Below are 24,085 nucleotides of genomic sequence, written 5' to 3'. Positions count from 1 at the left end.
GCACCCCACGTGCAAGATTGATTTTGGTCAACACTGAAGCAATAGTCATCGCACAAACCTCTGCACCCGTGCGCCGATGCCGGTCACGATCTCGTGCGGGATCGTGCCCGCCCACCGAGCCCAGTCCCCGACCGTCGGCGCACCGTCGTCCCCAGCCCCGAACACCACTGCCTCGTCCCCCGGCTCCACCACGTCGTTCCCCACGTCCACCACGACCTGGTCCATCGAGATCACCCCGACGACCGGCCGCCGGCGACCTCCGACCAACACCTCGGCCCGTCCGGAAGCAGCGCGCGGCACCCCGTCCGCGTATCCGACCGGCAGCAGCGCCAACGTGGTCGCGCGCTCGGTCACGTGCGCATGTCCGTAGCCGACCCCGACGCCGGCCCGCACCCTCCGCACCTGGACCACCGGCGCCGTGAACCGCAACGCGGAGCGCAGCCGGGTGGTCCCGGACGGGTCGATCCCCACCAGACCCGCGCCGATCCGGACCACGTCCAGATGGCTGCCGGGGTCCGTCAAAGCCGCGCTCGTGGCCGCCAGATGCCGGACCGACGGCCGCAACCCCGCCTGTCGCGCCATCTCGACGCCGCGCAGCAGCGCCCGCTTCCCCGCCTCGTTCATCCCCGGCGTGTCGGCACACGGCAGATGTCCCATCACGCCGACGACCGAGATCTTCCCCGCCAGTTCCGCGCGACGAGCCGCCGACATCAACGCCAGCCACTCGTCCGGCGCGGCCCCGTCGCGCGCCATCCCCGTGTCGAGCTGCAGGTGCACGCGCACCGGCCCGGCCAGCTCGATCGCCGCGAGGTGCTCCAGGCTCGGTACGCTGAGGTCGATCCCGTACCGGACCGCCAACCTGACGTCGACGTCCACCGGGTTGAGCCAGCTCAGCACCGGAACGTCCACACCGGACTCCCGCACCGCCACCGCCTCGGCCAGGGACGTGACCCCGACCCAGCCCGCACCCGCGGCCACCGCGGTACGGGCGACGTCGCCGAGCCCGTGCCCGAACCCGTCGGCCTTCACCACCGCCATGACGGAGCCACGCACGTGCGAGACGAACCGCCGTGTGTTGGCGGCCACCGCGGCGAGGTCGACCGAGAGCGAGGGCGCCGCCGAGACCTGGCGGAGGCTCGTCACGAGCGCGCCCACGCAGGCACCTCCACTGGTCCGTAGACGGCGTGGCCGGCACCGCTCAGCAAGGCCCAGTAGCGGTCACCGTAGGACCAGTGCCACCACTCGGTGGGGTAGTTGACCAGCCCGGCACCGCGCAACGCCGTGGCCAGGACCGTCCGGTTGCAGCGCGCCTCCCCGTCCACGTCGGCGTCGAAGAAGCACGCGCCGTCGCTCTCCTCGGGCGTGGCGTCGACCTCCGTACCCATCCACAGCTCCGCACCGGAGGTCGTGACCAGCGTCAGGTCGACGGCCGCGCCCGCGACGTGCGGGGCGACGGCGAGCGGTGCGACGAAGCGGCTCGACAGGCGGTCCAGTTCGACGGCGTCGGCCGACGGGTGGAGCTCCCGCAGCTCACCGGTGTACCGCTCGATGATCGCGCTCTGGTCCGCGATGCTGCGGTGCCCCTCGATCACCCGCAGGTCCACACCGGACGGCAGCGCGTCGCGCGCCTCCACCAGCCGCTCCGCCAGCCCCCGCCTGACCAGCACGTCCGGCGCGAACACGAGCGGTACCAGTGGATCTCCGTTGTCGAGCACGCGCATGGCGCGCACGACCGGATCGGCTAGGAGGATGGTCATGCGGCCAACCTAGAAACGGCGCCGGTCCGCGAACTCCTCCTCAAGGTCGACGCCGTTCGCCGAACGGCCGGTTCGGGCGCCTCAACATCAGCCGTTCGGCCGAGGAACCTCGTCGGCGCACGGACGTCCACAGTGGCGCACCTCAGGCCGACACGACCCGCCGAAATTCGGCAGACTGGCGTCGTGACTCGACAGAAGACGAACTGACGTGCACGCCGCCGGTCTGGTGCTGCACCCGCAACGAGACTCCGCCGCCGCGGTCGAGGCCGTGCTCGGCTGGGCGACCAAGCGCGGTGTCGAGATCCTCGGCATCTCCGACGAGATACAGCGACTCCGCTGCGAGGCCACCCCGGTGTCGGCGGAGGAACTCGGCCGCCGCGCCGACCTGCTCGTGAGCCTGGGCGGCGACGGCACGATGTTGCGCGCCATGCGCATGGCCGACGGCGAGAAGGCCCCGGTCCTCGGCGTCAACCTGGGCAAACTCGGCTTCCTCGCCGAGGTCGACGTTCCGGACCTGCCCGCCGCGCTGTCCGCCATCGACGCCCACGACTTCACCGTCGAACCCCGCCTGGCCGTCGACGCGACCTTCGGCGACCAGAAGGTCACCGCCTTCAACGACGTCGCCGTGGTCCGCGTCCCCGGCGACGGCAGCGCGCGGGTCGCCGTCCGCGTGGCCGGGCAGCGGTTCGTCAGCTACGCCGCGGACGCCGTGATCGTCGCGACCCCGACCGGCTCGACCGCGTACAGCTTCTCCGCTGGCGGGCCCATCACCAGCCCGTCCGTCGAAGCCCTGCTCGTCACCCCGGCCGCGCCACACTCCGCCTACAGCCGCGGGATCGTGCTGTCGGTGCACGACCACGTGGAGCTGGACCTGCTGCCGTCCAGCGGCCGGCTGGCCGTCGAGGTGGACGGCATGGTCGCGGGCTACGTCGAGGCGGGAGACCGGGTGTCGCTGCGGGGCAGGGCCGGTGCCGCCCGCGTGGTGCGGCTCGGCATGACGACGTTCTACCAGCGTGCCCGCCGCAAGCTGAACCTGACCGACTCGGCCGAGCTCTCGTGAGGCTGCGCGAGTGGACGGTCGAGGACGCGGCCTGGTACGCCGAAGCCACCAAGGACCCCGAGGTCCAGCGCTTCACCGCCGACCCGCCCACGATCACCGCGGACCAGGTCGCCGCGGCCGTCGTGGCCCGGTCGGCCGACCCCGACGTGGCGTCGTTCTGCATCGAGGACGGCGGTGAGCGCTGCGGCAACATGGCGGTCGACGTCGAGAACGGCATCGGCCACGTCTCCTACCTGGTGGCCGCCCACGCCCGCGGCCGAGGCCTGGCCACCCGAGCGCTCACCGAGTTCGTGGCGTGGATCTTCGCCAACCACGCGGCCGACGAACTGCGGTTGTGGACCCACCGCGACAACCTCGGTTCGCGCAAGGTGGCCGAACGCGCCGGGTTCGTCCGCGACCCCGCCCGCGACCAGGACCGTGAGATCAAGGGCGAGGTCTGGCCAACTGTGGCGTACAAACTTTCCCGGTGACGCGGCCATCTCGGCCTAGGATCTCCGGGCTCGGCGTGGGCCGGGCCGGAGCTTGGGGGTTACCGAGATGTCAGAGTTGAGCAGACGCGGCGTTTTCGCCTTAGGTGCGGGCGCCGCACTCGCCGGGGCCGCCGGCACCGGCGCGGCCTCCGCCGACAGCTTCCGCGAGGCGAACCTCGCCGGCTTCCAGCACAACTACGCCCAGGTCAACGGGGTGCGCCTGCACTACGTCACCGGCGGGCGCGGCGAGCCTCTCGTGCTGCTGCCGGGCTGGCCGCAGACGTGGTGGGAGTACCACAAGATCATGCCCGCGCTCGCCACGAGGTTCCGGGTGATCGCGGTCGACCTGCGGGGCATGGGCGGGTCGGAGAAGCCCCAGGGCGGCTACGACAAGAAGACGATGGCGACCGACATCCACGAGCTGGTCAAGAAGCTCGGGTACACGAAGGTCGGCCTCGCCGGGCACGACATCGGCAGCCAGGTCGCGTTCAGCTTCGCGGCCAACTTCCCCGCCGCCACGCGCAAGGTGGCGTTGCTGGACGTGCTGCACCCCGACGAGAGCTACTACCAGATCCCGCTGCTGCCGCCGCCCGGCCAGTTCAGCCTGTGGTGGTTCGCGTTCAACCAGGTCCAGACGTTGCCGGAGCAGTTGCTCGCCGGGCGGTTCCGATTCCTGATCGACTGGCTGTTCGCGAACACCGCGTTCAACCCGGACGCGATCGACGAGCGGTCCAGGACGATCTACGCGCGGGCCTACAACTCGCCGGAGGCCATCCGGGCGAGCAACGCCTGGTACAAGGCGTTCCACCAGGACATCGCCGACGGCAAGACGTACGCCAAGCTCACGCCGCCGGTGCTGGGGCTCGCCTCCGTGCTGTCCTACGAGCAGATGGTGGCGGCGCTGCCGAACGTGGCGGTCGACGGCAAGGCCGTGCAGGTCGACGGTGCCGGGCACTGGCTCGCAGAGGAGGCACCCGACGCCGTCGCGCGTGCGCTCACGGAGTTCTTCGGCTGACCCGAGGGATGAACGCCGCGACCACGCACGCCACGAGCGCGGTCGCGGCGCCCAGGCCCATGATCAGTTCGAAGCTGAACGGGATCGTCACCTGCGTGAGCACGACGCCCGCCACCGCGCTGGAGACCGACGTGCCGATCGCACGCATCAGCGTGTTGAGACTGTTGGCGGCGGCCGTTTCCGACGTCGGCACGGCGCCCATGATCAGGGCGGGCATCGAGCCGTAACCCAGCCCGATGCCGGCGCCGATCACGGCCGACACGACGACGAGGTGCCACACCGCGGTCATCATGAAGACGCCCGCGCCGTACCCCAGAGCGACCACGACGGCGCCCAGCATCAGCGTCACGCGAGGTCCCCTGGCCGTCGTGATCCGGGCGGACACCGGCGCCATCGCCATCATGACCAGTCCGGACGGCACCAGCACGAGACCGGTGACGAGCAACGACTGCCCGAGGCCGTGACCGGTGGACGCGGGCAACTGCAGGATCTGCGGCAGCACCAACGACTGCGCGAACATCGAGAACGCGAAGACCAGCGAAGCGACGTTGGTCAGCAGCACCTGCCGGCGCGCGGTGGTGCGCAGGTCCACCAGCGGTTGCGACGACCGCAGCTCCCACCAGCCCCACAGCCCGAGCACGACCGCCGCCACGGCGAACAGACCCGTGGTGGCACCGGCGCTCCACGACGACGCCTTGGACACGCCGAGCAGCAGGCAGATCAGCGCGACCGAAAGCCCTGCCGCGCCGAGGAAGTCGAACCGGCCACCGCCGCGGACCGGTGATTCCGGCACCACGACCAGGACAGCGACCAGCACGATCACCCCGGCCGCCGCCGAGGTCCAGAACAGCATGTGCCAGTCGCTCTGCTCGACCAGGAACGCCGCCGCGGGCAGGCCGAGCGCTCCACCGACACCCAGCGAGGCGCTCATCAACGCGGTCGCGCCGGCCAGCCGCTCCAGCGGCAGTTCGTCGCGCATGATGCTGATGCCGAGCGGGATCACGCCGACCGCGAGCCCCTGCACGACCCGCCCGACGATCACCGGCAGCAGCGAGTGGCTGAGCGCGGCGATCACCGAGCCCGCCACCAGCATGACCAGGCTGATCAGCAGCATGCGGCGCTTGCCGTACATGTCGCCGAGCCGGCCGACGACCGGTGTCGCGACCGCGCTGGCCAGCAGCGTCGAGGTGACCACCCAGGCCGTGTCACCCGGCGACGAGCCCAGGAGCTGCGGAAATCTCGGCAACAGCGGGATGACCAGCGTCTGCATCAGCGAGACGACGATGCCGCCCATCGCCAGCACGGCCACGACCAGGTTCGGGCGCGTCACCGGACGCGTCTCTTCGAGGAGCACGCCGCCAGTCTAAGTCAGTCACTTGACTTAAAACATCCGGGTGGGCATGTTGGAGAAGAGACGCCTCCCACCACGAAGGAACTCCCGAATGTCCGAAGTAGACGATCTGCCACGTTTCCCGTTCCCCGTCGACGCCGCTCTCGAACCGCCTGCCGAGTGGGCTGAGCTGCGGTCGAAATGCCCGGTGGCACACGTGAAACTCGCCAGCGGCGACGAGGCCGCGCTGCTCACCCGGCACGAGGACGTGAAGCAGATCCTGTCCGACCCCCGCTTCACCCGGCCGACTCCCGGCGACGGTGCCGCGCGGGTGGCGGACAGCGAGGACGGCGGCATCTTCAACAGCGAGATGGCGACCGTGATCCCGCAGCACGGTGAGGCGCACCTGATCTGGCGGCGCGGCATCGGGAAGTGGTTCACCGCCAAGCGGATGAACGCGCTGCGGCCGGGCATCGCCGCGATGGCCGAGCAGCTGATCGACGAGATGGTCGCCAAGGGCGCGCCCGCGGATCTCAAGGCGAGCCTGGGTTTCCCGCTGCCGGTGTGGGTCATCTGCGACATGCTCGGCGTGCCGGACAGCGACCGCGACCGGTTCGCGCACTGGTCGGACACGATGCTGAGCATGACCCGCTTCAGCGACGCCGAGATGAAGGCGGCGGAGCAGGAGTTCGGGCGGTACATGGCGGGGCACGTGGCTCTGAAGCGCGCGGAACCGGGTGACGACCTGCTCAGCGCGTTGATCACCGACCCGGAGCCGATGGCCGACGCCACGCTGATCGCCACCGGCATCGGACTGCTGATCGCCGGGCACGAGACGACCGCCAACATGATCACGAAGATGGTCGCGATGCTGCTGTCCGACCGCGGCCGCTGGGAATCCCTGCTCGCCGACCCGTCGCTGGTGCGCACCGCCGTCGAGGAGTCGCTGCGGCTGGACGCCAACGCGGGTGTCGGCATGGCTCGCTACATCACCGAGGACGTCGAGATCGGGGGAACCGTGCTGCCGAGCGGCACGACCGCGATGTGCAGCATGGCCGCGGCGAACCGGGACGAGGAAGCCTTCGCCCGCGCGTCCGAAATGGACCTTCGCCGCAGCCCCAACCAGCACCTGGCGTTCGGGGCCGGCGCGCACGCGTGCCTCGGTCAGCCGCTTGCCCGCACCGAGCTGCAGGTGGTGCTCGAGGTGCTGCTGCGCAAGCTCCCGTCGCTCGACCCGGCGGTCGCGGTGGAAGATCTACGCCGAGTCGAGGGGCTCGTCGTCGGCGGGCTCGTGGAACTACCGGTGCGATGGTGATCTGATGAACAAGGTCGACGACAACCCGTCACGGGCGGAACGGGTGCACGCCACCCGTGAGCTGATCCTGACGGCGGCGGAACGGCTGTTCGCCGAGCACGGGGTGCTGGCTGTCTCGAACCGGCAGGTCAGCGAGGCCGCCGGGCAGGGCAACAACACGGCCGTCGGCTACCACTTCGGCACCAAGGCCGACCTCGTGCGGGCGATCTCGCGCAAGCACCTGGCGCAGATCGAGGAGATCCGCCAGGGCATGGTCGCCCAGGCCGGTCCCGGCGCGGACCTGCGCTGGTGGCTCTCCTGCCTGGTGCGGCCGGTCACCGAGCACCTCGCGGCGGTCGGCAGCCCCACCTGGTTCGCGCGGTTCGGCGCCCAGGTCATGACCGACCCGACGCTGCGGCCGATCATCGTCGAGGAGACGCAGTCGTCGCCGTCGCTCGTGCGCGTCCTGGCGGGCCTGAACGCCTGTACGCCGGACATGCCGGACGAGGTGCGGGCCGAGCGCTACGACATGGCGCGCCAGCTGCTCGTGCACATGATCGGTGAACGCGAGCGCGCCCTCGCCGACAACACCCCGACCCCGCGTGCCACCTGGCACGACGCCGCGACCGGCCTCGTCGACGCCCTCGTCGGGCTGTGGCTCGCGCCGGTCACCAACGACTCGTAGGAGAACCATCTCGTGAAGATCACCGTGGACCAGGACAAGTGCTGCGGAGCCGGAACCTGCGTGCTGCTCGCGCCCGACGTGTTCGACCAGCGCGACGAGGACGGCATCGTGGTGCTGCTGGATCAGGAACCTCCTGCTTCCCTGCACTCGCTCGTGCAGGAGGCCGCCAGTGTCTGCCCGGCCGCCGCCATCTCGGTGACGTCGTGACGCTGATCGTCGGAGCCTCGGCGGCTGGTCTCGCCACCGCCGAGGCGTTGCGCCGCAAGGGGTACACCGGCCCGCTGACGATTCTCGGAGCCGAGCCGCACCTGCCCTACGACCGGCCGCCACTGTCCAAACAGGTCCTGTCCGGCACCTGGGAGCCGACCAGGGCGCGGTTGCGGTCGGCGGAGGCGCTCGCCGCGCTGGACGCCACGTTCGTGCTCGGCGACCCGGCGGTGCACCTCGACGTCTCCGAACGGGCCGTGCACACGGCGTCCGGCAGAGTGTTCAAGGCCGACGACATCGTGCTGGCCACCGGGCTACGACCGCGCACGTTGTCCGGCCGGCCCACGCTCCGGACTCTCGACGACGCGCTGGCGTTGCGCTCGCAACTGCTGTCGTGTTCGCAGGCCGTGGTCGTGGGAGACGGCGTGCTCGGCGCCGAGATCGCCGCGACCGCCCGCCAATTGGGCGTGCCGGTCACCCTGGCCGGTCCGCAGCAGGCTCCGATGGCCCTCCAGCTCGGGCCTTTCGTCGCCGGACTGCTCGCCGATCTGCACACCTCCAACGGTGTCGAGCTGCGGCTGGGTGCCGCGGTGACCGGGGTCGAGGACGGCGTGCGGCTGGAGACCGGCGAGGTGCTGCCCGCCGACCTGGTCGTGGTCGCGTTCGGCTCCGTTCCGGCCACCGAATGGTTGCGGGACAGCGGACTCCAGCTGGACAACGGCGTCGTGTGCGACTCGCGCTGCCGGGCCGCCGACGGCATCTACGCGGTCGGTGACGTGGCCCGCTGGCACCACGAAACGCTGGGAACGTCGTTGCGCCTGGAGAACCGGACCAACGCCACCGAGCAGGGCATCGCCGTCGCGGGCAACATCCTCGGCGCCGACGAGCCCTACACGCCGGTGCCGTACTTCTGGACCGACCAGTTCGACGCGAAGATCCACGTCCACGGTTTCGTCGGCCCGGACGTGTCCGTCGCCGAGGGAAGCGTGGCCGAACGTCGTTTCGTGGCGCACTACCACCGCGACGGCGAACTGGTGGGCGTGCTGGGCTGGAACATGCCCAAGCAGGCCCGTCAGCACCGTCAGTCGATCACTCCGAGTTGTCGCGCAACCGTCGCAGCATCAACGCCAGGTGGAGCCTGAACCGTCCGGACGCCGAGTCGAGCTCGAACCCGAGCGTCGACTCGGCCCGGTCCAGCCGCGCGGTCATCGTGCTGTGGTGCCGATGCAGCACAGCCGCGGCCTTCCTGACCGATCCGGCCGTGCAGAGCGCTTCGAGCGCGGTGATCATGCCCGGCTCCGCGGCCAGCCCGTCGAGCGCGCGCACGTCCGGCAGCGCGGCGATGTCCGCGGGGTCCAGCTGTTCGGCGAGCAGCGTGAGGCTGCCGAGCCGTTCCCACCACACGACCGGCTCACCGTCCGATGTGTACTTGAGTGCCGTGCGGGCGGCCTGCCAGGACCTGGCCGCGTCGAGTGCGGGCAGCAGCGGCCCGACGCCGAGACGTCCGGCGACCTCGGGAACCTCGGTGGTCAGCACCGCCTGCACCTTTCCCAGCAACACCGACCGCCCCGGGACCTCGCCGGTCGTCGCCAGCACCCGCAACGGCGTCGTGGCACCGATCCCGAGCAGGTGCAGGGCGCGGGACCGTTCCGCCGTGCCCACGCCTTCGGAGAGGACCAGCTCCACGAGTGCGGGATCGCCGAGTTCCGGCAGCGGGACGCTGGAGTGCTCCAGCAACACCGCGGCGGCGATCGCGAAGCGTTCCAGCAGCATGTCGTCGAGCGGCGCGGGCGCACCCTGACGGGCGACCCAGACCTCCACGCCACCCTCGAGCGTGCGCACCGCGGCCCGCGCGGGCGCCGGCCTCGTCGTGACCACTCCCCCGGCGTCCGCGCGCAGGGACAGCCCCTGGCCGGGAGCGTGCAGTCCTGCCGGGCACCCGGCCAGTTCCGCCGTGCTGCGCACCAGGGTGTCGAGGCCCGCCCGCTCGGTGATCAGGCGATCGAAGAACCCGATCACCCGCACGGCGCTCTCGGCGTCGGCGTCCAGCCCGGACAACCTCAGCAGCAGACCTCTCATCCAGTCACCATAGCCCCGACAGGTGGCTGGTCCGACGCCCGAAATGCCCGCCACGTGTCGGCTGCCCGCACCGTCGCTCCGAGCCGAGGATTCAGTTCATGAGCTACGCCATCGATCCCGAACTGCTGCCCTGGCTCGACATGCTGCCCCAGGTGGTGATGACCGACTACGACGCGCTGGTCGCCGCCCGCACCCAGCAGTCGGAGCTGGCCGGCCTCATTCCGACGTACGAGCCGAGGAACCCGATCGACGTCCGCGACGAGACGGTCCCCGGCCCGTCCGGCGCTCCGGACGTGCGGGTGCGCGTCTACCGCCCGTCCGATCGGCAGGACCTGTTGCCCGGCTTCGTGTACATCCACGGCGGCGGGTTCGTCCTCGGCAGTGTCGAGATGTTCGAAGCGCACGTCCTGCGGCTCGTCGACGAACTCGGCATCGTCGTCGTGTCGGTGGACTACCGGCTGGCGCCAGAGCACCCGTTCCCGGCACCGGTGGAGGACTGTTACGCGGCCCTGCAGTGGGTTGCGGCCAAGGCCGGCGAGCTGGGCATCGACCCGGCACGCCTCGGCATCGGCGGCGAGAGCGCCGGCGGCGGGCTCACCGCCGGAACCGTGCTGCTCGCCCGCGACCGCGGCGGCCCCGAACTGTGCTTCCAGCTGCTCGGCATCCCGGAGCTCGACGACCGCCTAGACACCGAGTCGATGCGCGACTACGTGGACACCCCGCTGTGGAACCGTCCCAACGCGATCTACAGCTGGACCGCGTACCTCGGCACCGAACCGGGCGGCGACGACGTCTCGCCCTACGCCGCTCCTGCCCGCGCCACCGACCTGTCCGGGTTGCCGCCCGCGTTCGTGACGACGTGTCAGTACGACCCGCTGCGCGACGAGGGCATCGAGTACGCCCGGCGGCTCGCGCACGCGGGCGTGCCGACCGAACTGCGCCACTACCCCGGCACGTTCCACGGCTCGTCGCTCGTCGGGAGCGCGGCCATCTCGCACCGGATGTTCGCCGACGAGGTGGAGGCGTTGCGGCGCGGCCTGAGGCTGTAGACCCTCCCCCGCGGCCGGCTGATGGCGTCTGCAAGTACCACCAACCCAAGATCACCAAGCGCACAACCACACCCAACTGTCCGGCCCGCAGCGGTGGACGCGAGACCCGCTACGGCGGCCGGGAGCCGTGGACCTTCCTGTTGGGTGCAGTTTGAGGCGGTCTGATCAAGAGTTGGTGGTACTTGCACACGCCACCCGGCCAACCGACCAGCACGCTCTCGCTCTGTGAGCGCTAACAGCAATGTTCACAGCGTGGTTACGGGGCCTTGACGTCGGCGATGTTAGCGATAACACTCGCCGCCTATGAGGTTCCCCCAGATCGCCGCCGCCGCGCTGGTGCTCACCCTCTCGGCCTGCGGTTCGGCACAGAAGACGATCGATCAGCAGAGCGGGTCGAGCGAGGGCGCGCTGGTGGGCGTGACCATGCCGACCCGGTCGTCCGAGCGGTGGATCCACGACGGCGACAACATCAAGAAGGCCCTCGAAGCGAAGGGCTACAAGGTCGATCTGCAGTACGCCGAGAACGACATCCCCACCCAGGCGAACCAGATCGAGAACCAGATCACCAAGGGCGCCAAGCTGTTGATCGTCGCGTCCATCGACGGCGCCGCGATCACCTCGCAGCTGCAACAGGCCGGCGACGCCAAGATCCCGGTCATCGCCTACGACCGGCTGATCCGGCAGAGCCCGAACGTCGACTACTACGCGACGTTCGACAACTTCAAGGTCGGCGTGGAGCAGGCGAACTCGCTGCTGGCCGGCCTGAAGACGCGTGGCGAGGGGCCGTTCAACATCGAGCTGTTCGCGGGCTCGCCGGACGACAACAACGCCACGTTCTTCTTCAACGGCGCGATGTCCGTGCTGCAACCGCTCATCGACCAGGGCAAGCTGACCGTGAAGTCCGGCCAGAAGGACTTCAAGACGGTCGCGATCCTGCGCTGGGACCCGGCCACCGCGCAGAAGCGGATGGAGGACCTGCTCACCTCCACCTACGGCGGTGCCAAGGTCGACGGCGTGCTGTCGCCCTACGACGGCATCTCGATCGGCATCCTGTCGGCGCTCAAGAGCGGCGGCTACGGCACGGGCGGGCAGGCTTACCCGATCGTGACCGGGCAGGACGCCGAGGTCGCGTCGGTGAAGTCGATCATCGCCGGTGAGCAGTACTCGACGATCCACAAGGACACCCGTCAGCTCGCCGACGTCACGGTGAAGATGGCCGACGCGGTGCTCAAGGGCACCAAGCCCGAGGTCAACAACACCAAGGACTACGACAACGGCGTCAAGGTCGTGCCGTCGTTCCTGTTGCAGCCGGTCCCGGTCGACAAGGCGAACTACCAGAAAGAGCTGATCGACTCCGGCTACTACACCGCCGACCAGCTCAGGTAAGTCCCGTGTCCGACGAAATCCTGGTGATGCACGGCATCACCAAGAGGTTCGCGGGAGTCACCGCGCTGCACGACGTCTCGTTGAGCGTGCGGCGCGGTGAGATCCACGCGATCTGCGGAGAGAACGGCGCGGGCAAGTCCACGCTGATGAAGGTGCTGTCCGGGGTGCACCCGCACGGCACGTACGAGGGCGAGATCGTCTTCGACGGCGAGCCGTGCGCGTTCCACGGCATCCGCGACAGCGAACGGCGCGGCATCGTGATCATCCACCAGGAGCTGGCGCTGTGCGGTCAGCTCTCGGTCGCGGAGAACCTGTTCCTGGGCAACGAAAGGGCGCGGCGCGGGTTCATCGACTGGAACCGCACCAACCACGACGCCCAGACCCTCCTCGACCGCGTCGGGCTCAGGGAGAACCCGACGACGCCGGTGAACGATCTCGGCGTCGGCAAGCAGCAGCTGGTCGAGATCGCCAAGGCACTGTCCAAAGAGGTCAGTCTGCTGATCCTGGACGAACCGACGGCCGCGTTGAACGACGACGACTCGCAGCACCTGCTCGACCTGCTGGACGGCCTGCGCGACGAGGGCATCACGTCGGTGATCATCTCGCACAAGCTCAACGAGGTCACCAGGATCGCCGACACCGTCACGGTGCTGCGCGACGGCAGGACCATCGAGACGCTTCCGGCGGACGGGCTCAGCGAGGAACGGATCATCGCCGGCATGGTCGGCCGCGATCTGGAACACCGGTTCCCGCCGCGCACCCCCGACATCGGCGACGAGGTGCTGCGGATCGAGGACTGGACCGTGCACAGCCCGGCCCAGCCCGACCGGGTGGTCGTCGACCGGGCCACGTTGTCGTTGCGGCGCGGCGAGATCGTCGGTCTCGCCGGGTTGATGGGCGCCGGCCGCACCGAGCTCGCGATGAGCGTGTTCGGCCGGTCCTACGGCGTCGGCGTCTCCGGCCGGGTCGTCAAGGACGGCGTGGAGATCGACACCCGGTCCGTGCGGGCGGCGATCCGCCACGGCCTCGCGTACGTGAGCGAGGACCGCAAACGCTACGGGCTCAACCTGATCGAGGGCGTGCAGCGCAACGTCTCCGCGGCGGCGCTGGGCAAGCTCTCGACGAACGGCTGGGTGAACGAGAACGAGGAGTTCTCGGTCGCGGAACGGTTCCGCCGCTCGATGGGCATCCGCACGCCCGCCGTGTCGACCCAGGTCGGCACGTTGTCGGGTGGCAACCAGCAGAAGGTCGTGCTGGCGAAGTGGATGTTCACCGACCCGGACGTGCTGATCCTCGACGAACCGACGCGCGGCATCGACGTCGGCGCGAAGTACGAGATCTACTCGATCATCAACGATCTCGCCGCGCAGGGCAGGGCCGTGCTGGTCATCTCCTCGGAGCTGCCGGAGCTGCTCGGTCTGTGCGACCGGATCTACGCGCTGTCCGAGGGCCACGTCACCGGAGAGGTGAGCCGCGCCGACGCGACGCAGGAACTCCTGATGCAGTACATGACACGAGGACAGAACTCATGACCACGAAGACCGCGCCTTCCCCGGTCGCCTCCCCACCGGCCGCGCCCCGGCGGTTCTCGATCAACCTGCGGCAGTCCGGCATCTACGTGGCGTTCGCGCTGATCGTCGTGCTCTTCGCGGTGCTGACCGACGGCGCGTTGCTGCAGCCGCAGAACATCTCGAACATCATCGTCCAGAACTCGTACGTGCTTATCCTCGCGATCGGCATGATCCTGGTGATCATCGGCGGGCACATCGACCTGTCGGTGGGGTCGACGGTGGCGCTCACGGGCGCGATCTGCGCGGTGCTGACCGTCCAATGGGGACTCCCGTGGCCGATCGCGGTGCTCCTGACGCTGGTCGCGGGCGCGATCCTCGGTGCGGCGCAGGGTTATTGGATCGCCTACTTCGGCATTCCCGCGTTCATCGTGACGCTGGCGGGCATGCTGGTGTTCCGCGCGTTGACGCTGACCACCCTGGGCAACCAGGGCATCGGGCCGTTCCCCGACGAGATCCGCTCGCTGTCCAACGGCTTCACCGGCGGCTACCTCGGCAACATCGGCCTCGGCCCGCTCGGCGGTGCCGACCTGGTGAGCCTGCTGGCCGGTCTGGCGTTCGCGGCCGGGTTCGCGTTGTCGCAGTGGCGCAAGCGGGTGGCCAGGGCCGGGTACGGCCAGGCCGTCGAACCGATGCCGGTGTTCGTGCTCAAGATCGTCGGTGTCGCGATCGTCGTGCTGGCGGTCGTGGTCCAGCTGGCCAGATTCCGCAACCTGCCGTGGGTGCTGGTGCTGCTCGCGGCACTGACGCTCGGCTACTCGCTGATGGCCGGAAACTCCGTGTTCGGACGGCACATCTACTCGATCGGCGGCAACCTGCAGGCCGCCACGCTGTCCGGCGTGAAGGTCAAGGCCGTCACGTTCTGGGTGTTCGTGAACATGGGCGCGCTGGCCGCGCTCGCGGGCGTCATCTTCGCCGGCCGGCTCAACCAGGCCGGTCCGACCGCGGGCACGGCGTTCGAACTGGACGCGATCGCGGCGGCGTTCATCGGCGGCGCGGCCGTGCAGGGCGGCGTCGGCAAGGTAGTCGGCGCCATCACCGGCGGGCTGATCATGGGTGTGATCAACAACGGCATGTCGCTGATCGGCGCGCCCAGTGAGCGCGTGATGCTCGTGAAGGGACTGGTCCTGCTCGTGGCGGTCGCTTACGACGTGTGGACCAAGAGAAGGGCCTGACCCCCTTTTTAACTCGGAAGGCAGACAACAACGATGTTGTTATCCCTGCGGCGTCTCGGCGTCGTCATAGCGGTTTCGGCCGCCCTGATCCCCGTGCCGGCCAACGCGGCCGAGTCGGTGGTCAAAACCGCCGCCGAGGCGTTGTCCGTGCCGAACGTCGACGACGTGCGCGGGCACCTGACCCTGCCTTCGACCGGTCTCGACGACACCACGGTGACGTGGACGTCGTCGAACCGGTCGGTGATCACCCCGACCGGCGAGGTCACCCGCCCGGCGACCGGAGCGAAGCCGGCGAAGGTCGTGCTGACCGCTCGCGTCAGTCGTGGCTACCAGAGCACGACCCGCAAGCTGACGGCCACGGTCGCGCCGCTGCCGGCGAAGGAACCCCTGTCGGGCTACAGCTTCTTCTACTTCACCGGCGAGGGCAGCCCGAACGGCGAGCAGATCTACGCCGCAGCGAGCAAGGGCAACAACCCGCTGGACTGGGCCGAGGTCAACAACGGCCAGCCGATCCTGAAGTCCAGCCTCGGTGAGCTGGGCGTGCGCGACCCGTTTATCCTGCGCTCCCCCGAGGGCGACAAGTTCTACCTGCTGGCAACGGATCTGAAGATCAACGGTGGCCGCGGCTGGGACGCGGCCCAGCGCACCGGCAGCCGGTCGATCATGGTCTGGGAGTCGACGGACCTCGCTCACTGGTCTCGCCAGCGCAGCGTGCAGGTGTCGCCGCCGACCGCGGGCAACACGTGGGCGCCGGAAGCCTTCTGGGACGCCAAGCGCGGCACCTACGTCGTCTACTGGGCGTCGAAGCTGTACGCGGACAACGATCCCGGCCACACCGGCAACAGCTACAACCGGATGATGTACGCGACGACGCGTGACTTCGTGTCGTTCAGCGCGCCGAAGGTGTGGATCGACCCCGGTTACTCCGTGATCGACTCGACGATCATCGAGAACGGTGGCACCTACTACCGGTACACCAAAGACGAGCGGAACAACACGTCGACCACGCCGTGCAGCAAGTTCATCACCGCGGAGAAGGCGACCGACCTGCTCGACACCTCGTACGACTTCGTGGCGGAGTGCATCGGCAAGGCCACCTCGACCAGCCCGGGGCTCTCCGCGGGTGAAGGTCCGACCGGCTTCAAGTCCAACACCGAGAACAAGTGGTACCTGTTCATCGACGAGTTCGGCGGCCGCGGCTACGTGCCGTTCGAGACCACCGACCTCGCCTCCGGCAAGTGGACCATGTCGACCGGCGCCCGCCTGCCCGCGTCACCCCGGCACGGCACCGTGCTGCCGGTGACGCAGGCCGAACTGAACCGGCTCACCGCTCCCCCGGCCCCCGTCCGCGCGGACAGCAAGGGCCTGGTCGCGCACTGGCCGCTGAACGCCACGTCCGGCCAGGTCGCCGCGGACGCCACCGGCCACGGCTACGACGGCGCGCTCGCCGGTGACGTGAGCTGGTCCGGCGGCGCCCTGCAGTTCGGCGGCCGCACCGGGCACGTCCAGCTGCCCAACAACATGCTGACCGGCGCGGCGGCGGCCACGGTGTCCGCGGACGTGCTCGTCGACCCGAACCAGCAGACGCCCTACTTCCTGTACGGGTTCGGCAACACCGCACCGGACGGCGTCGGCAACGGTTACCTGTTCAGCACCGGCAACAACTACCGCGGCGCCATCGCCACCGGGAACTGGAGCACCGAACAGGGCGTCGACTCCGGCAGCGCACTACCACGCGGTGTCTGGAAGAACGTGACGCTGACCGTCGGCAACGGTGTCGAGGTGCTCTACCTCGACGGCAGGGAGGTCGGCCGCAACACCAACGCGACGACCAAGCCCTCCGACCTCGGCGGCGGCATCACCGCGGCGAACTACCTCGGCCGCTCGGTCTACGCGGCCGACAAGACGCTGACGGGCAAGATGAAGGACGTCCGGCTCTACAACCGGGCGCTGTCCGGTGCCGAGGTCGCCGGGCTGCCGTCGAACAGCACCGTGATCACCTCGGTGGAGCTCGCCTCGCTCAAGGTTCCCGCGGTGATCGACTCGGCGGCCGGCACCGTCGTGCTGCCCGTGCAGCCGGGCACCGACCTGCGCCGGCTCACGCCCCGGTTCGGTCTCGCGCCAGGCTCGTCCATCAAGCCCGGCGGGACGGTCGACCTGCGCAAGCCCAAGAAGTTCACGGTCACCAACGCGTCCGGCGACCGTCGTGAGTGGACGGTGGAAGCCCGCGAGATGCGCAGCCCGGTGCTACCGGGGCTCAACGCGGACCCGAACATCGTCGCGTTCGGCGACACCTACTACATCTACCCGACCACCGACGGCTTCCCCGGCTGGAGCGGCACGAAGTTCTCCGCGTGGTCGTCGAAGAACCTCGTCGACTGGAAGGACGAGGGTGTCATCCTCGACCTCGGCCCGGACGTGAGCTGGGCGGACAAGAACGCCTGGGCGCCCACGATCACCGAGCGCAACGGCAAGTACTACTTCTACTTCTGCGCCGAAGCCAAGATCGGCGTCGCGGTGAGCGACTCGCCGACCGGGCCGTTCGTCGACTCCGGCAAGCCGCTGATCGCGAAGAACCCCGGCGGCGGCCAGGCCATCGACCCGGCGGTGTTCATCGACAGGTCCGGTCAGCCGTACCTGTACTGGGGCAACGGCGAGGCCTACGTCGTACCGCTCAACAACGACATGATCTCCTACGACCCGGCCAAGATCTCCCGCATCACCGGCCTGACCGACTTCCGCGAGGGTCTGTTCATGGTGGAGCGGAAGGGCACCTACTACCTGAGCTGGTCGATCGACGACACCCGCAGCGAGGACTACCGCGTCGCCTACGCGACCGCCTCCAGCCCGACCGGCCCGTTCACGAACCGCGGCCTGATCCTCAGCAAGGACACGAAGCTCGGCATCAAGGGCACCGGGCACAGCTCGATGCTCCAGGTGCCCGGCACCGACGACTGGTACCTCGTCTACCACCGCTTCGCCATCCCCAATGGCGACGGCATGAACCGCGAGACCACCATCGACAAACTCGTCTTCAACCGCGACGGGACGATCGCCCCGGTCGTGCCGACGCTGGAGAGCGTCAAACCACAACGGATCCGCCCGCAGCACTGCCGGGCCCAACACAACTGACCCAGTACAAGCGACCTGGTAGGACCAGCAGTTCGACGGTCGGCCGACCTCCGTGACAACGCACGCGCCGGCCGACCGTCGAACGCATTCGACTCGAATGCAGTCGAAATGGACTTCAACGATACGAATCAGTTCCAAAATCCGGGAAGAGCTTTCCGCAAACCACCGAAATACTTACGCTCCCTCCGTTCGCCGTGCCGACAAGGCGAACTCAGCTCCACGTGGGGGATCGATGAGACTGCGTTACCGGTACCGCCCCGTCTTCTACACGCCGGCCGCGGTGCTGATCGTGGCGGCGTGCACGACCGGTTCCTCGGACCCGGCGTCACCCGGATCGTCCCCGTCATCACCACAACACGTCACCGTGCAGCCCCCACCACTGGAGGTCGTGGCAGGAGTGGTCGACGCGAGGACCGTCCAGCTGTCCAACGGCCTCGAAGCACGGATCCTCGGCCTGGCCGCAGCGGACGAATGCTGGTCCGCCTCGTCCCTCAAGTTCACCCAGGACACCTTGCTGGGCAAGCCCGTCCGCTACAGCCGGGCATCCGAGTCGTCGATCACCTTGCGGCTCAACAACAACGACGACTTCGCCGCGCTGGCCGTGAGCAAGGGCGTGGCGCGCGCGGAGAAGGACGACCTGGTGCTCACCGAGGTCGAGAAGTCCGCCGCGACCGCGGGCCTGGGCCTGTGGGGCCCGCCGTGCAAGACGTCCGCGACGAGCGCCGCTCCCCCGCCCTCGCCCACCACGACCACGCCCCCGCCGCCACCTGCCCCACCGGCGGCGAAGAAGGACTGCGCGGTCTCCTACGGCATCCTCAAGGAGTGGACGGGCGGGTTCCACGTCGAGATCACCGTCCGCAACACCACCCAGGCGTCCGTGCAGCAATGGATGCTGACCTGGAAGTTCTCCGGCGGACAGAGGGTCGGGCAGGCTTTTGGCGCGTCCGTGTTCCAGCGCGGGGCCGACGTCGTCGCAATGAGCTCCAACGGTCCGGCACCGCTCAACGCGGGTTCCTCGGCGACGTTCCGCTTCAACACCGAGGGCTCGACCGTCACGCCCAGCGCCTTCGCGTTGAACGGCAAGGCGTGCTCGCTGGGCTGAGCCGATCAGCCAAGTGACGTCACGCCGCGTGGACGCAGGTCGGGCAGGTGCAATCGGCACAATTGCAGTTGGCGCACGCGTCCGCACAACCGTTGCACGAACACATCGCGTGGTTGCACGTCGGACAGTCGCAGTCCGCACAAACGCACTGTGCGCATGAGTCTGCGCAGTGCGCGCAGCGGCACTTGTCGCACTCGTCGTAGTGCACACCGTCATCGGTCACGTGCTCCCGATGCACATGACCGTCGTGCAGGTAGTCGACGTGGTCCCGGTGCACGACCGCGTCGTGCCCGCAGCCGGGGCCGTGGGTGTGGCGATGCACTTCCGCCGGAGCGTGCTCAACAGTCGTCATGCCGAGATGCTCATATGCGCAGAGGTGCATGACAAACCGAGATGGCACAGATCATCCGTCCAGGTGACGGAGCGACCAGATGCTCATTCGGGGCCGTCCAGCTTTCGCCGAACGCTCCTTCCCCGCCGCGTGCCCGCGTTATCGTCCCCAGCGGTACCCGAACACCGAGCCGCCACAAGGGAAGCCTTCACGAATGCGCGATCTGCCCGACCTGACCTTCCGCGGCGCGCTCGGCCTCCTCGGCCACCACGACCGCCCGGTGCTGGACCGCCTGAACAAGCTGCTCGGCGGCGTGATCATGATCGGCGGCGCCGTGGCACTGGGCGCCCCGGTCGCGGCGCCACTCGTGGCCTTGGCGGCGATGTGGGGTTTCGTCGACCAGAAGAACGAGGCGTTCACTCTGGTCCGGAGCCTCCTGGACGGGGTCGGCGACCGCCGCAGCGCCCTCAAGGGGTACGACCGCACCCGGCTGATCGCGGCGGCACACACGGTTCTCGCGGCCAGCGCCGTCGTCGAAGCGTTTCGGGATGCGGTGGGTCCGGATGCCTTCAAGTCGATGAAGTTCACCGAGACCGAGCTGGCCGAACTGATGACGTATCTGCCCGGCGGGCAGAGAGCAGCCGCGGACGTCTACGACACCATCGTGCCCACGCCTTCGTCAGGACGCGGGTTTGAGGAGAACTCCAAGAAAGTCCTCAGCTGGCAGTTGGGATTCGTCGACGCCTTGATCGAGTTCTGCAGCGGCATCAACGCCCAAGCGGCAGTACGAGGCATCGACGCCATGGTCGTCGCCGTCGCGGCCGAGAGGATCTACCGCGACCGGTATCGTGAGATGGCCGCCAAAGTCCCCGAGTTCCAGATCTGGGCGCTGCTCAACGAAGACGCGGCGACCCGCAGCGCTGTGGTCACCGCGCACGACGCTCTCGCCACGGCGCTCGCGGACCAGGCACTGGCCATGTCCCGGCTCGAGTCGATGCTGACGGCGCTCGGCAGCACGTCCGGCCACGTTTCCGTGCTGCACCAGGCATTACATGCCGAGCTGGACCAGCCGGTGGTGCCGCGGTCGTCCACCATGAGGTACCTGACCGATGTCCGGTTCCCGCTGGTCCGCGAGATCTTCGTCCGGCCTCGCTACCGGCAGAACCGCATCGGCGCGCCTTCGTTCGTCGCCGACGAGCAGTGGTGGAAGACGTTGCCGGTGCACGACGACCTCGACGTCCTGCTCACGGCTCATCTCGCGTCCGTCGAAGCGACCCGCCTGCCCATGCTGGTGCTGGGCCATCCCGGCGCGGGCAAGAGCCTGTTGATGAAGGTGCTGACGGCCAGGCTGCCCGCCGACCAGTACACGACGATCTACGTCCCGCTGAGGCACGTGTCCGGTGCGGCTCCGATTCACGAGCAGATCGACGAGGCCCTGCGCAAGCGCACCCACGGCAGGGTCGAGTGGTCACACTTCGTCAAAGAGGACCTGCGGACCACCAAGGTCGTCATCCTCGACGGGCTCGACGAGATGCTTCAAGCCTCCGAACGCGATCGCGCCAACTATCTGAACGAGGTGGCGGACTTCCAATGGCGTGAATCGACCCACAACTGCCCCGTCGTGGTCATCGTGACTTCACGCACGCTGGTGATCGACCGCGTGCACGTGCCGCCCGGCACGACGTCGATCAAGCTCGAGGACTTCAGCGCCGACCAGATAGAGCAGTGGCGTCAGGTGTGGAACTCGGTGAACCAGGCCGCGATCGACGCTGGAACCGTGCGCGAGCTGTCGCCCGAGGCCGTGCAGCACCAGCCTGAACTGGCCCGGCAACCGTTGCTCTTGCTGTTGCTCGCTTTGTATTCGGCCGACAAGTCGTTCCCAGCGATCGCGTCGAGCATGTCCCGCACGGCGTTGTACCGTACGCTGTTCGACAACTTCACCAGGCGCGAGTCCACCAAGCTGCAGGACTCCTCCACGCCCGAGGAGCAGATCGCGCAGCTGTCCGTCGCCGCGCTCGGCATGTTCAACCGGGGCCGTCAGCACATCACCGACCGAGAACTCGCCGATGACCTCGCCGCCCTCGGTGTGGCCGAGGGACCGGAGAATCCCGAACAACGTCTCGTGGCGCAGTTCTTCTTCGTCTACACCGCCGAGGCCGATGTCGACACGGACCAAGCCCGGCGCAGTTACGAGTTCCTGCACGCCACGTTCGGCGAGTATCTGGTGGCGCAGGAGATCGTGGAAACACTCATCGACACGGTGGAAAGCGCTGTGGGCCGCCGCGGGGCAAAGGAACCCGACGACAGCCGGCTCTTCGCCCTGCTCTCGCACGACTCCATAGCGACCCGGACCCCTGTTGTCGAGTTCGCTCTCAACCTCTTGGACGAACTGACATCTGATCATCAAGCACGAATTCGTTCCACCACAACGTCGTTGATCACAAATGCGCGCCGCAGGCAGGGTTCCTCGCGCTACCAGGACTACTGTCCTGTCGGGACTGATCACGTCCGGGAGATCGCCGCCTACACCGCGAACCTGATGGTGCTCGGCGTGGCGTCCGGGCCACTGGTCCGGATCGACGAGCTGATCGGTGACCCGGCGATCTGGCGCGGCACGCTGGACCTCTGGCGCGCAGGTCTGGCGCCGGACAGCTGGCACGCCCTGCTCGGCATACTCAACCGAGTGGACGACAAGTTGAACTTGTGGTTCGGGCTCGGGTGGGCTGTCCGCCTGGACGCCGAGTTGGAGCAGGCGACACTGGCCGGTGATCTGGACCTGGTGTACAGGCTGGAGATGGGGCGGACGATCCGCGAAGCGGCGGAGGAGGCACTCCCTGTGCACCGGGTGCCAGAAGCAACCGAAACCGCGGCTTACGACGAAGTGCTCAGCTGGCTCGTCGCGACGCTGGCATTCGGTCGTCAACTCGGCTACGGGACGCCCGAGGCCGAGTTCCCCAGACTGTTCGCGGAGATGACCGCGGTCCACAAGAATCAGCTGCTACCGATGACCGCGATGGTGCTCAAGCAACGTGCTTCCGACCTCACCGCCGAGACGGCGGCCACGCTCGTTTCCTGCCTGCTCGCTCATGACCACCACGATGCCTACGCCTACATGGCCGCCGTGGCCGTACATCCCGGCCTGCTCTCAAGCATCCCTGAGCTCAGGGATCCCGACACCTATCGCGGCGCGGAGTGCGCGGCGTTCATCTACCTCGGCACTGGCAGGGCCTCAGACCACCCGCCTCTCACGGAACTGGCGAAGTCGATGCAGAAGAAACAACTCGGCAAGCGCGTTGGCAGCAAGAAGCTCGCGGTGGAGATCCTGAACGCGTTCCAGTGGAAGCACACGCTGTAGTCAGGCGCGGCGCACCACGTTCAGCTCCGGCGTGCTCGCCCTCCGAGACAGCCTGGGCGGCAACAGCATCAGCGGAGGTGACGGCTGCCCGTCGAGCTTGCCGACCAGCAGATCCACCGCCCTCCTCGCCAGTTCCGCAGCCGGCAGCCGCACCGAGGTCAGTGGCGGTGACATCTGCTCGGCGACCTCGTCCGGGCAGATCGCCACGACGGCGACGTCGCCGGGCACGCTGCGGCCGGCGGCTCGCAGGCAGCCGGTGACCCAGCCGAGCGCGGCCTCGTTGTGCACGACCAGGGCCGTCATCGTCGGATGGGCGCGGAGCAGCGCCTTGATCGCCCTGAGCACCGAGTCGTGGTCGTCCTCCGCGGGCAGGGTCGTCACGGCGATCCCCCGGCGCATGGCCGCCGCGCTGAAGCCCGCCATCGTCCGGTGGGCGGCGCCGGGGTTGCGGCGGTAGACCGCGCTCGGTGCGCCCAGGAAGCCGATGGAGCGGTGTCCCAGGTCGGCGAGGTGGTCCACGCACAGCGCGCCGGCCTCCTCGAAGTGGAGGTCCACGCAGGTGAGTCCCTTGGCCGAGGCCGGGTGTCCGATGAGGACGGACGGCTTGGTCAGCTGCCGCAGCAACGGCACCCGCTCGTCGTCCATCTCCACGTCCATCACCAGGAAGCCGTCGGCCTGCGCGCTCTCCGCGGCCCGGCGCAGTCCCGGCGCACCCAGGTCCCCGGTCACCAGCAGCACGTCCATCTCGTGCCTGCGCGCCGCCACGACCGCCGCGGCCACGAACCGCATCACCACCGGCATCTGCACGCCCGCCCGCAGCGGAAGTACCACCCCCAGGACGTTCGTCCGGCTGGAACCGAGGGGGTGTTCGCCGACGTGCGGCCGGTAGCCGAGGGTCCGGATGCTCTCCCGGACCTTGGACTTCGTCACCGCCGAGATCGACCGCTTGCCCGTCAGCACGTAGGAGACGGTGCTCGGAGCGACACCCGCGTGCCGTGCGACGTCCGCGATCGTGACCACCCGGCCCCCTTCACAAATTAACACCGAGGAGTCTCGCAACCATAGGGATGACACCTACGACGTTCAAGGG

Annotated in this window: 19 protein-coding genes; 14 read left to right on the top strand and 5 right to left on the bottom strand. The window is 68.9% G+C overall.

Annotated features, from left to right (window positions below; all coding sequences use genetic code 11):
• Positions 1-45: 45 nt before the first annotated feature.
• On the bottom strand, positions 46-1,155 hold the full coding sequence (gene alr / locus SK803_RS02675; RefSeq protein ID WP_319964098.1) for an alanine racemase: 1,110 nt from the start codon (positions 1,153-1,155) through the stop codon (positions 46-48).
• On the bottom strand, positions 1,140-1,757 hold the full coding sequence (locus SK803_RS02670) for a M15 family metallopeptidase (protein ID WP_319964097.1): 618 nt from the start codon (positions 1,755-1,757) through the stop codon (positions 1,140-1,142). Before SK803_RS02670 ends, alr begins: the two co-directional genes overlap by 16 nt.
• A 208-nt stretch (positions 1,758-1,965) precedes the next feature.
• Here SK803_RS02670 and SK803_RS02665 point away from each other — a divergent pair, with 208 nt between their 5' ends.
• The 3 genes from SK803_RS02665 to SK803_RS02655 all read left to right on the top strand — a co-directional run bounded on the left by SK803_RS02665 (position 1,966) and on the right by SK803_RS02655 (position 4,302).
• Positions 1,966-2,817: an NAD(+)/NADH kinase gene (locus SK803_RS02665; RefSeq protein WP_319964096.1), complete on the top strand. Its 852-nt coding sequence runs from the start codon at positions 1,966-1,968 to the stop codon at positions 2,815-2,817.
• Positions 2,814-3,287: a GNAT family N-acetyltransferase gene (locus SK803_RS02660; RefSeq protein ID WP_319964095.1), complete on the top strand. Its 474-nt coding sequence runs from the start codon at positions 2,814-2,816 to the stop codon at positions 3,285-3,287. The genes SK803_RS02665 and SK803_RS02660 overlap by 4 nt, the downstream gene beginning before the upstream one ends.
• A gap of 67 nt (positions 3,288-3,354) precedes the next feature.
• Entirely contained in the window at positions 3,355-4,302 is a 948-nt protein-coding gene (locus SK803_RS02655) for an alpha/beta fold hydrolase (RefSeq protein ID WP_319964094.1), read from the top strand.
• On the opposite strand, the gene SK803_RS02650 is transcribed toward SK803_RS02655, so the two are convergent.
• Positions 4,283-5,596, bottom strand: a complete 1,314-nt coding sequence (locus tag SK803_RS02650; protein WP_319964363.1) for an MFS transporter — start codon at positions 5,594-5,596, stop codon at positions 4,283-4,285. The two genes, SK803_RS02655 and SK803_RS02650, sit on opposite strands and share 20 nt — an antisense overlap.
• 148 nt (positions 5,597-5,744) lie before the next feature.
• On the opposite strand from SK803_RS02650, the gene SK803_RS02645 reads away from it, so the two are divergent.
• From SK803_RS02645 to SK803_RS02630, 4 genes are read left to right on the top strand one after another with little or no spacing between them, the layout of a single operon-like run.
• The gene (locus SK803_RS02645; protein WP_319964093.1) at positions 5,745-6,947 is read left to right on the top strand and encodes a cytochrome P450; all 1,203 of its coding nucleotides are present in this window, start codon (positions 5,745-5,747) and stop codon (positions 6,945-6,947) included.
• A gap of 4 nt (positions 6,948-6,951) precedes the next feature.
• The gene (locus tag SK803_RS02640; RefSeq protein WP_319964092.1) at positions 6,952-7,611 is read left to right on the top strand and encodes a TetR/AcrR family transcriptional regulator; all 660 of its coding nucleotides are present in this window, start codon (positions 6,952-6,954) and stop codon (positions 7,609-7,611) included.
• Between the two features lie 12 nt (positions 7,612-7,623).
• Positions 7,624-7,818 (top strand): ferredoxin, encoded by a 195-nt coding sequence (locus tag SK803_RS02635; protein ID WP_319964091.1) that lies wholly within the window; start codon positions 7,624-7,626, stop codon positions 7,816-7,818.
• Between the two features lie 5 nt (positions 7,819-7,823).
• A complete protein-coding gene (locus SK803_RS02630) occupies positions 7,824-8,960 on the top strand; it encodes an NAD(P)/FAD-dependent oxidoreductase (protein ID WP_319964362.1) in 1,137 nt (378 codons plus the stop codon).
• On the opposite strand, the gene SK803_RS02625 is transcribed toward SK803_RS02630, so the two are convergent.
• Complete coding sequence (locus SK803_RS02625; RefSeq protein ID WP_319964090.1) at positions 8,908-9,897, bottom strand: helix-turn-helix domain-containing protein; 990 nt, start codon at positions 9,895-9,897, stop codon at positions 8,908-8,910. The two genes, SK803_RS02630 and SK803_RS02625, sit on opposite strands and share 53 nt — an antisense overlap.
• Before the next feature lie 98 nt (positions 9,898-9,995).
• Between SK803_RS02625 and SK803_RS02620 the strand changes: the two genes are divergently transcribed.
• From SK803_RS02620 to SK803_RS02585, 7 genes are all read left to right on the top strand, one after another.
• Positions 9,996-10,946, top strand: coding sequence for an alpha/beta hydrolase (locus SK803_RS02620; protein ID WP_319964089.1), 951 nt, complete (start codon positions 9,996-9,998; stop codon positions 10,944-10,946).
• A 303-nt stretch (positions 10,947-11,249) separates the two neighbouring features.
• Complete coding sequence (gene chvE / locus SK803_RS02615) at positions 11,250-12,332, top strand: multiple monosaccharide ABC transporter substrate-binding protein (protein WP_319964088.1); 1,083 nt, start codon at positions 11,250-11,252, stop codon at positions 12,330-12,332.
• 26 nt (positions 12,333-12,358) lie between these two features.
• Entirely contained in the window at positions 12,359-13,864 is a 1,506-nt protein-coding gene (gene mmsA / locus SK803_RS02610; RefSeq protein ID WP_319964361.1) for a multiple monosaccharide ABC transporter ATP-binding protein, read from the top strand.
• Complete coding sequence (gene mmsB / locus SK803_RS02605) at positions 13,861-15,075, top strand: multiple monosaccharide ABC transporter permease (protein ID WP_319964087.1); 1,215 nt, start codon at positions 13,861-13,863, stop codon at positions 15,073-15,075. The genes mmsA and mmsB overlap by 4 nt, the downstream gene beginning before the upstream one ends.
• Positions 15,076-15,108: 33 nt before the next feature.
• On the top strand, positions 15,109-18,207 hold the full coding sequence (locus SK803_RS02600) for a family 43 glycosylhydrolase (RefSeq protein ID WP_319964086.1): 3,099 nt from the start codon (positions 15,109-15,111) through the stop codon (positions 18,205-18,207).
• Between the two features lie 232 nt (positions 18,208-18,439).
• Positions 18,440-19,309, top strand: a complete 870-nt coding sequence (locus SK803_RS02595) for a cellulose binding domain-containing protein (protein ID WP_319964085.1) — start codon at positions 18,440-18,442, stop codon at positions 19,307-19,309.
• 545 nt (positions 19,310-19,854) lie between these two features.
• The gene (locus SK803_RS02585) at positions 19,855-22,995 is read left to right on the top strand and encodes an NACHT domain-containing protein (RefSeq protein WP_319964083.1); all 3,141 of its coding nucleotides are present in this window, start codon (positions 19,855-19,857) and stop codon (positions 22,993-22,995) included.
• Here SK803_RS02585 and SK803_RS02580 read toward each other — a convergent pair whose 3' ends face one another.
• A complete protein-coding gene (locus tag SK803_RS02580; RefSeq protein ID WP_319964082.1) occupies positions 22,996-24,015 on the bottom strand; it encodes a LacI family DNA-binding transcriptional regulator in 1,020 nt (339 codons plus the stop codon).
• Positions 24,016-24,085 lie beyond the last annotated feature (70 nt).

The organism is Lentzea miocenica, from assembly GCF_033949945.1.
Lineage (GTDB): Bacteria > Actinomycetota > Actinomycetes > Mycobacteriales > Pseudonocardiaceae > Lentzea > Lentzea miocenica.
This window is presented reverse-complemented; position numbering and strand designations above follow the sequence as displayed.

Coding starts and splice junctions, on each gene's coding strand:
- SK803_RS02655 (WP_319964094.1), top strand. CDS start 3,355: ATGTCAGAGTTGAGCAGACGCGGCGTTTTCGCCTTAGGTGCGGGCGCC.
- SK803_RS02670 (WP_319964097.1), bottom strand. CDS start 1,757: ATGACCATCCTCCTAGCCGATCCGGTCGTGCGCGCCATGCGCGTGCTC.
- mmsB (WP_319964087.1), top strand. CDS start 13,861: ATGACCACGAAGACCGCGCCTTCCCCGGTCGCCTCCCCACCGGCCGCG.
- SK803_RS02595 (WP_319964085.1), top strand. CDS start 18,440: ATGAGACTGCGTTACCGGTACCGCCCCGTCTTCTACACGCCGGCCGCG.
- SK803_RS02650 (WP_319964363.1), bottom strand. CDS start 5,596: ATGGGCGGCATCGTCGTCTCGCTGATGCAGACGCTGGTCATCCCGCTG.
- SK803_RS02600 (WP_319964086.1), top strand. CDS start 15,109: ATGTTGTTATCCCTGCGGCGTCTCGGCGTCGTCATAGCGGTTTCGGCC.
- SK803_RS02620 (WP_319964089.1), top strand. CDS start 9,996: ATGAGCTACGCCATCGATCCCGAACTGCTGCCCTGGCTCGACATGCTG.
- chvE (WP_319964088.1), top strand. CDS start 11,250: ATGAGGTTCCCCCAGATCGCCGCCGCCGCGCTGGTGCTCACCCTCTCG.
- SK803_RS02585 (WP_319964083.1), top strand. CDS start 19,855: ATGCGCGATCTGCCCGACCTGACCTTCCGCGGCGCGCTCGGCCTCCTC.
- SK803_RS02625 (WP_319964090.1), bottom strand. CDS start 9,897: ATGAGAGGTCTGCTGCTGAGGTTGTCCGGGCTGGACGCCGACGCCGAG.
- SK803_RS02640 (WP_319964092.1), top strand. CDS start 6,952: ATGAACAAGGTCGACGACAACCCGTCACGGGCGGAACGGGTGCACGCC.
- SK803_RS02645 (WP_319964093.1), top strand. CDS start 5,745: ATGTCCGAAGTAGACGATCTGCCACGTTTCCCGTTCCCCGTCGACGCC.
- mmsA (WP_319964361.1), top strand. CDS start 12,359: ATGCACGGCATCACCAAGAGGTTCGCGGGAGTCACCGCGCTGCACGAC.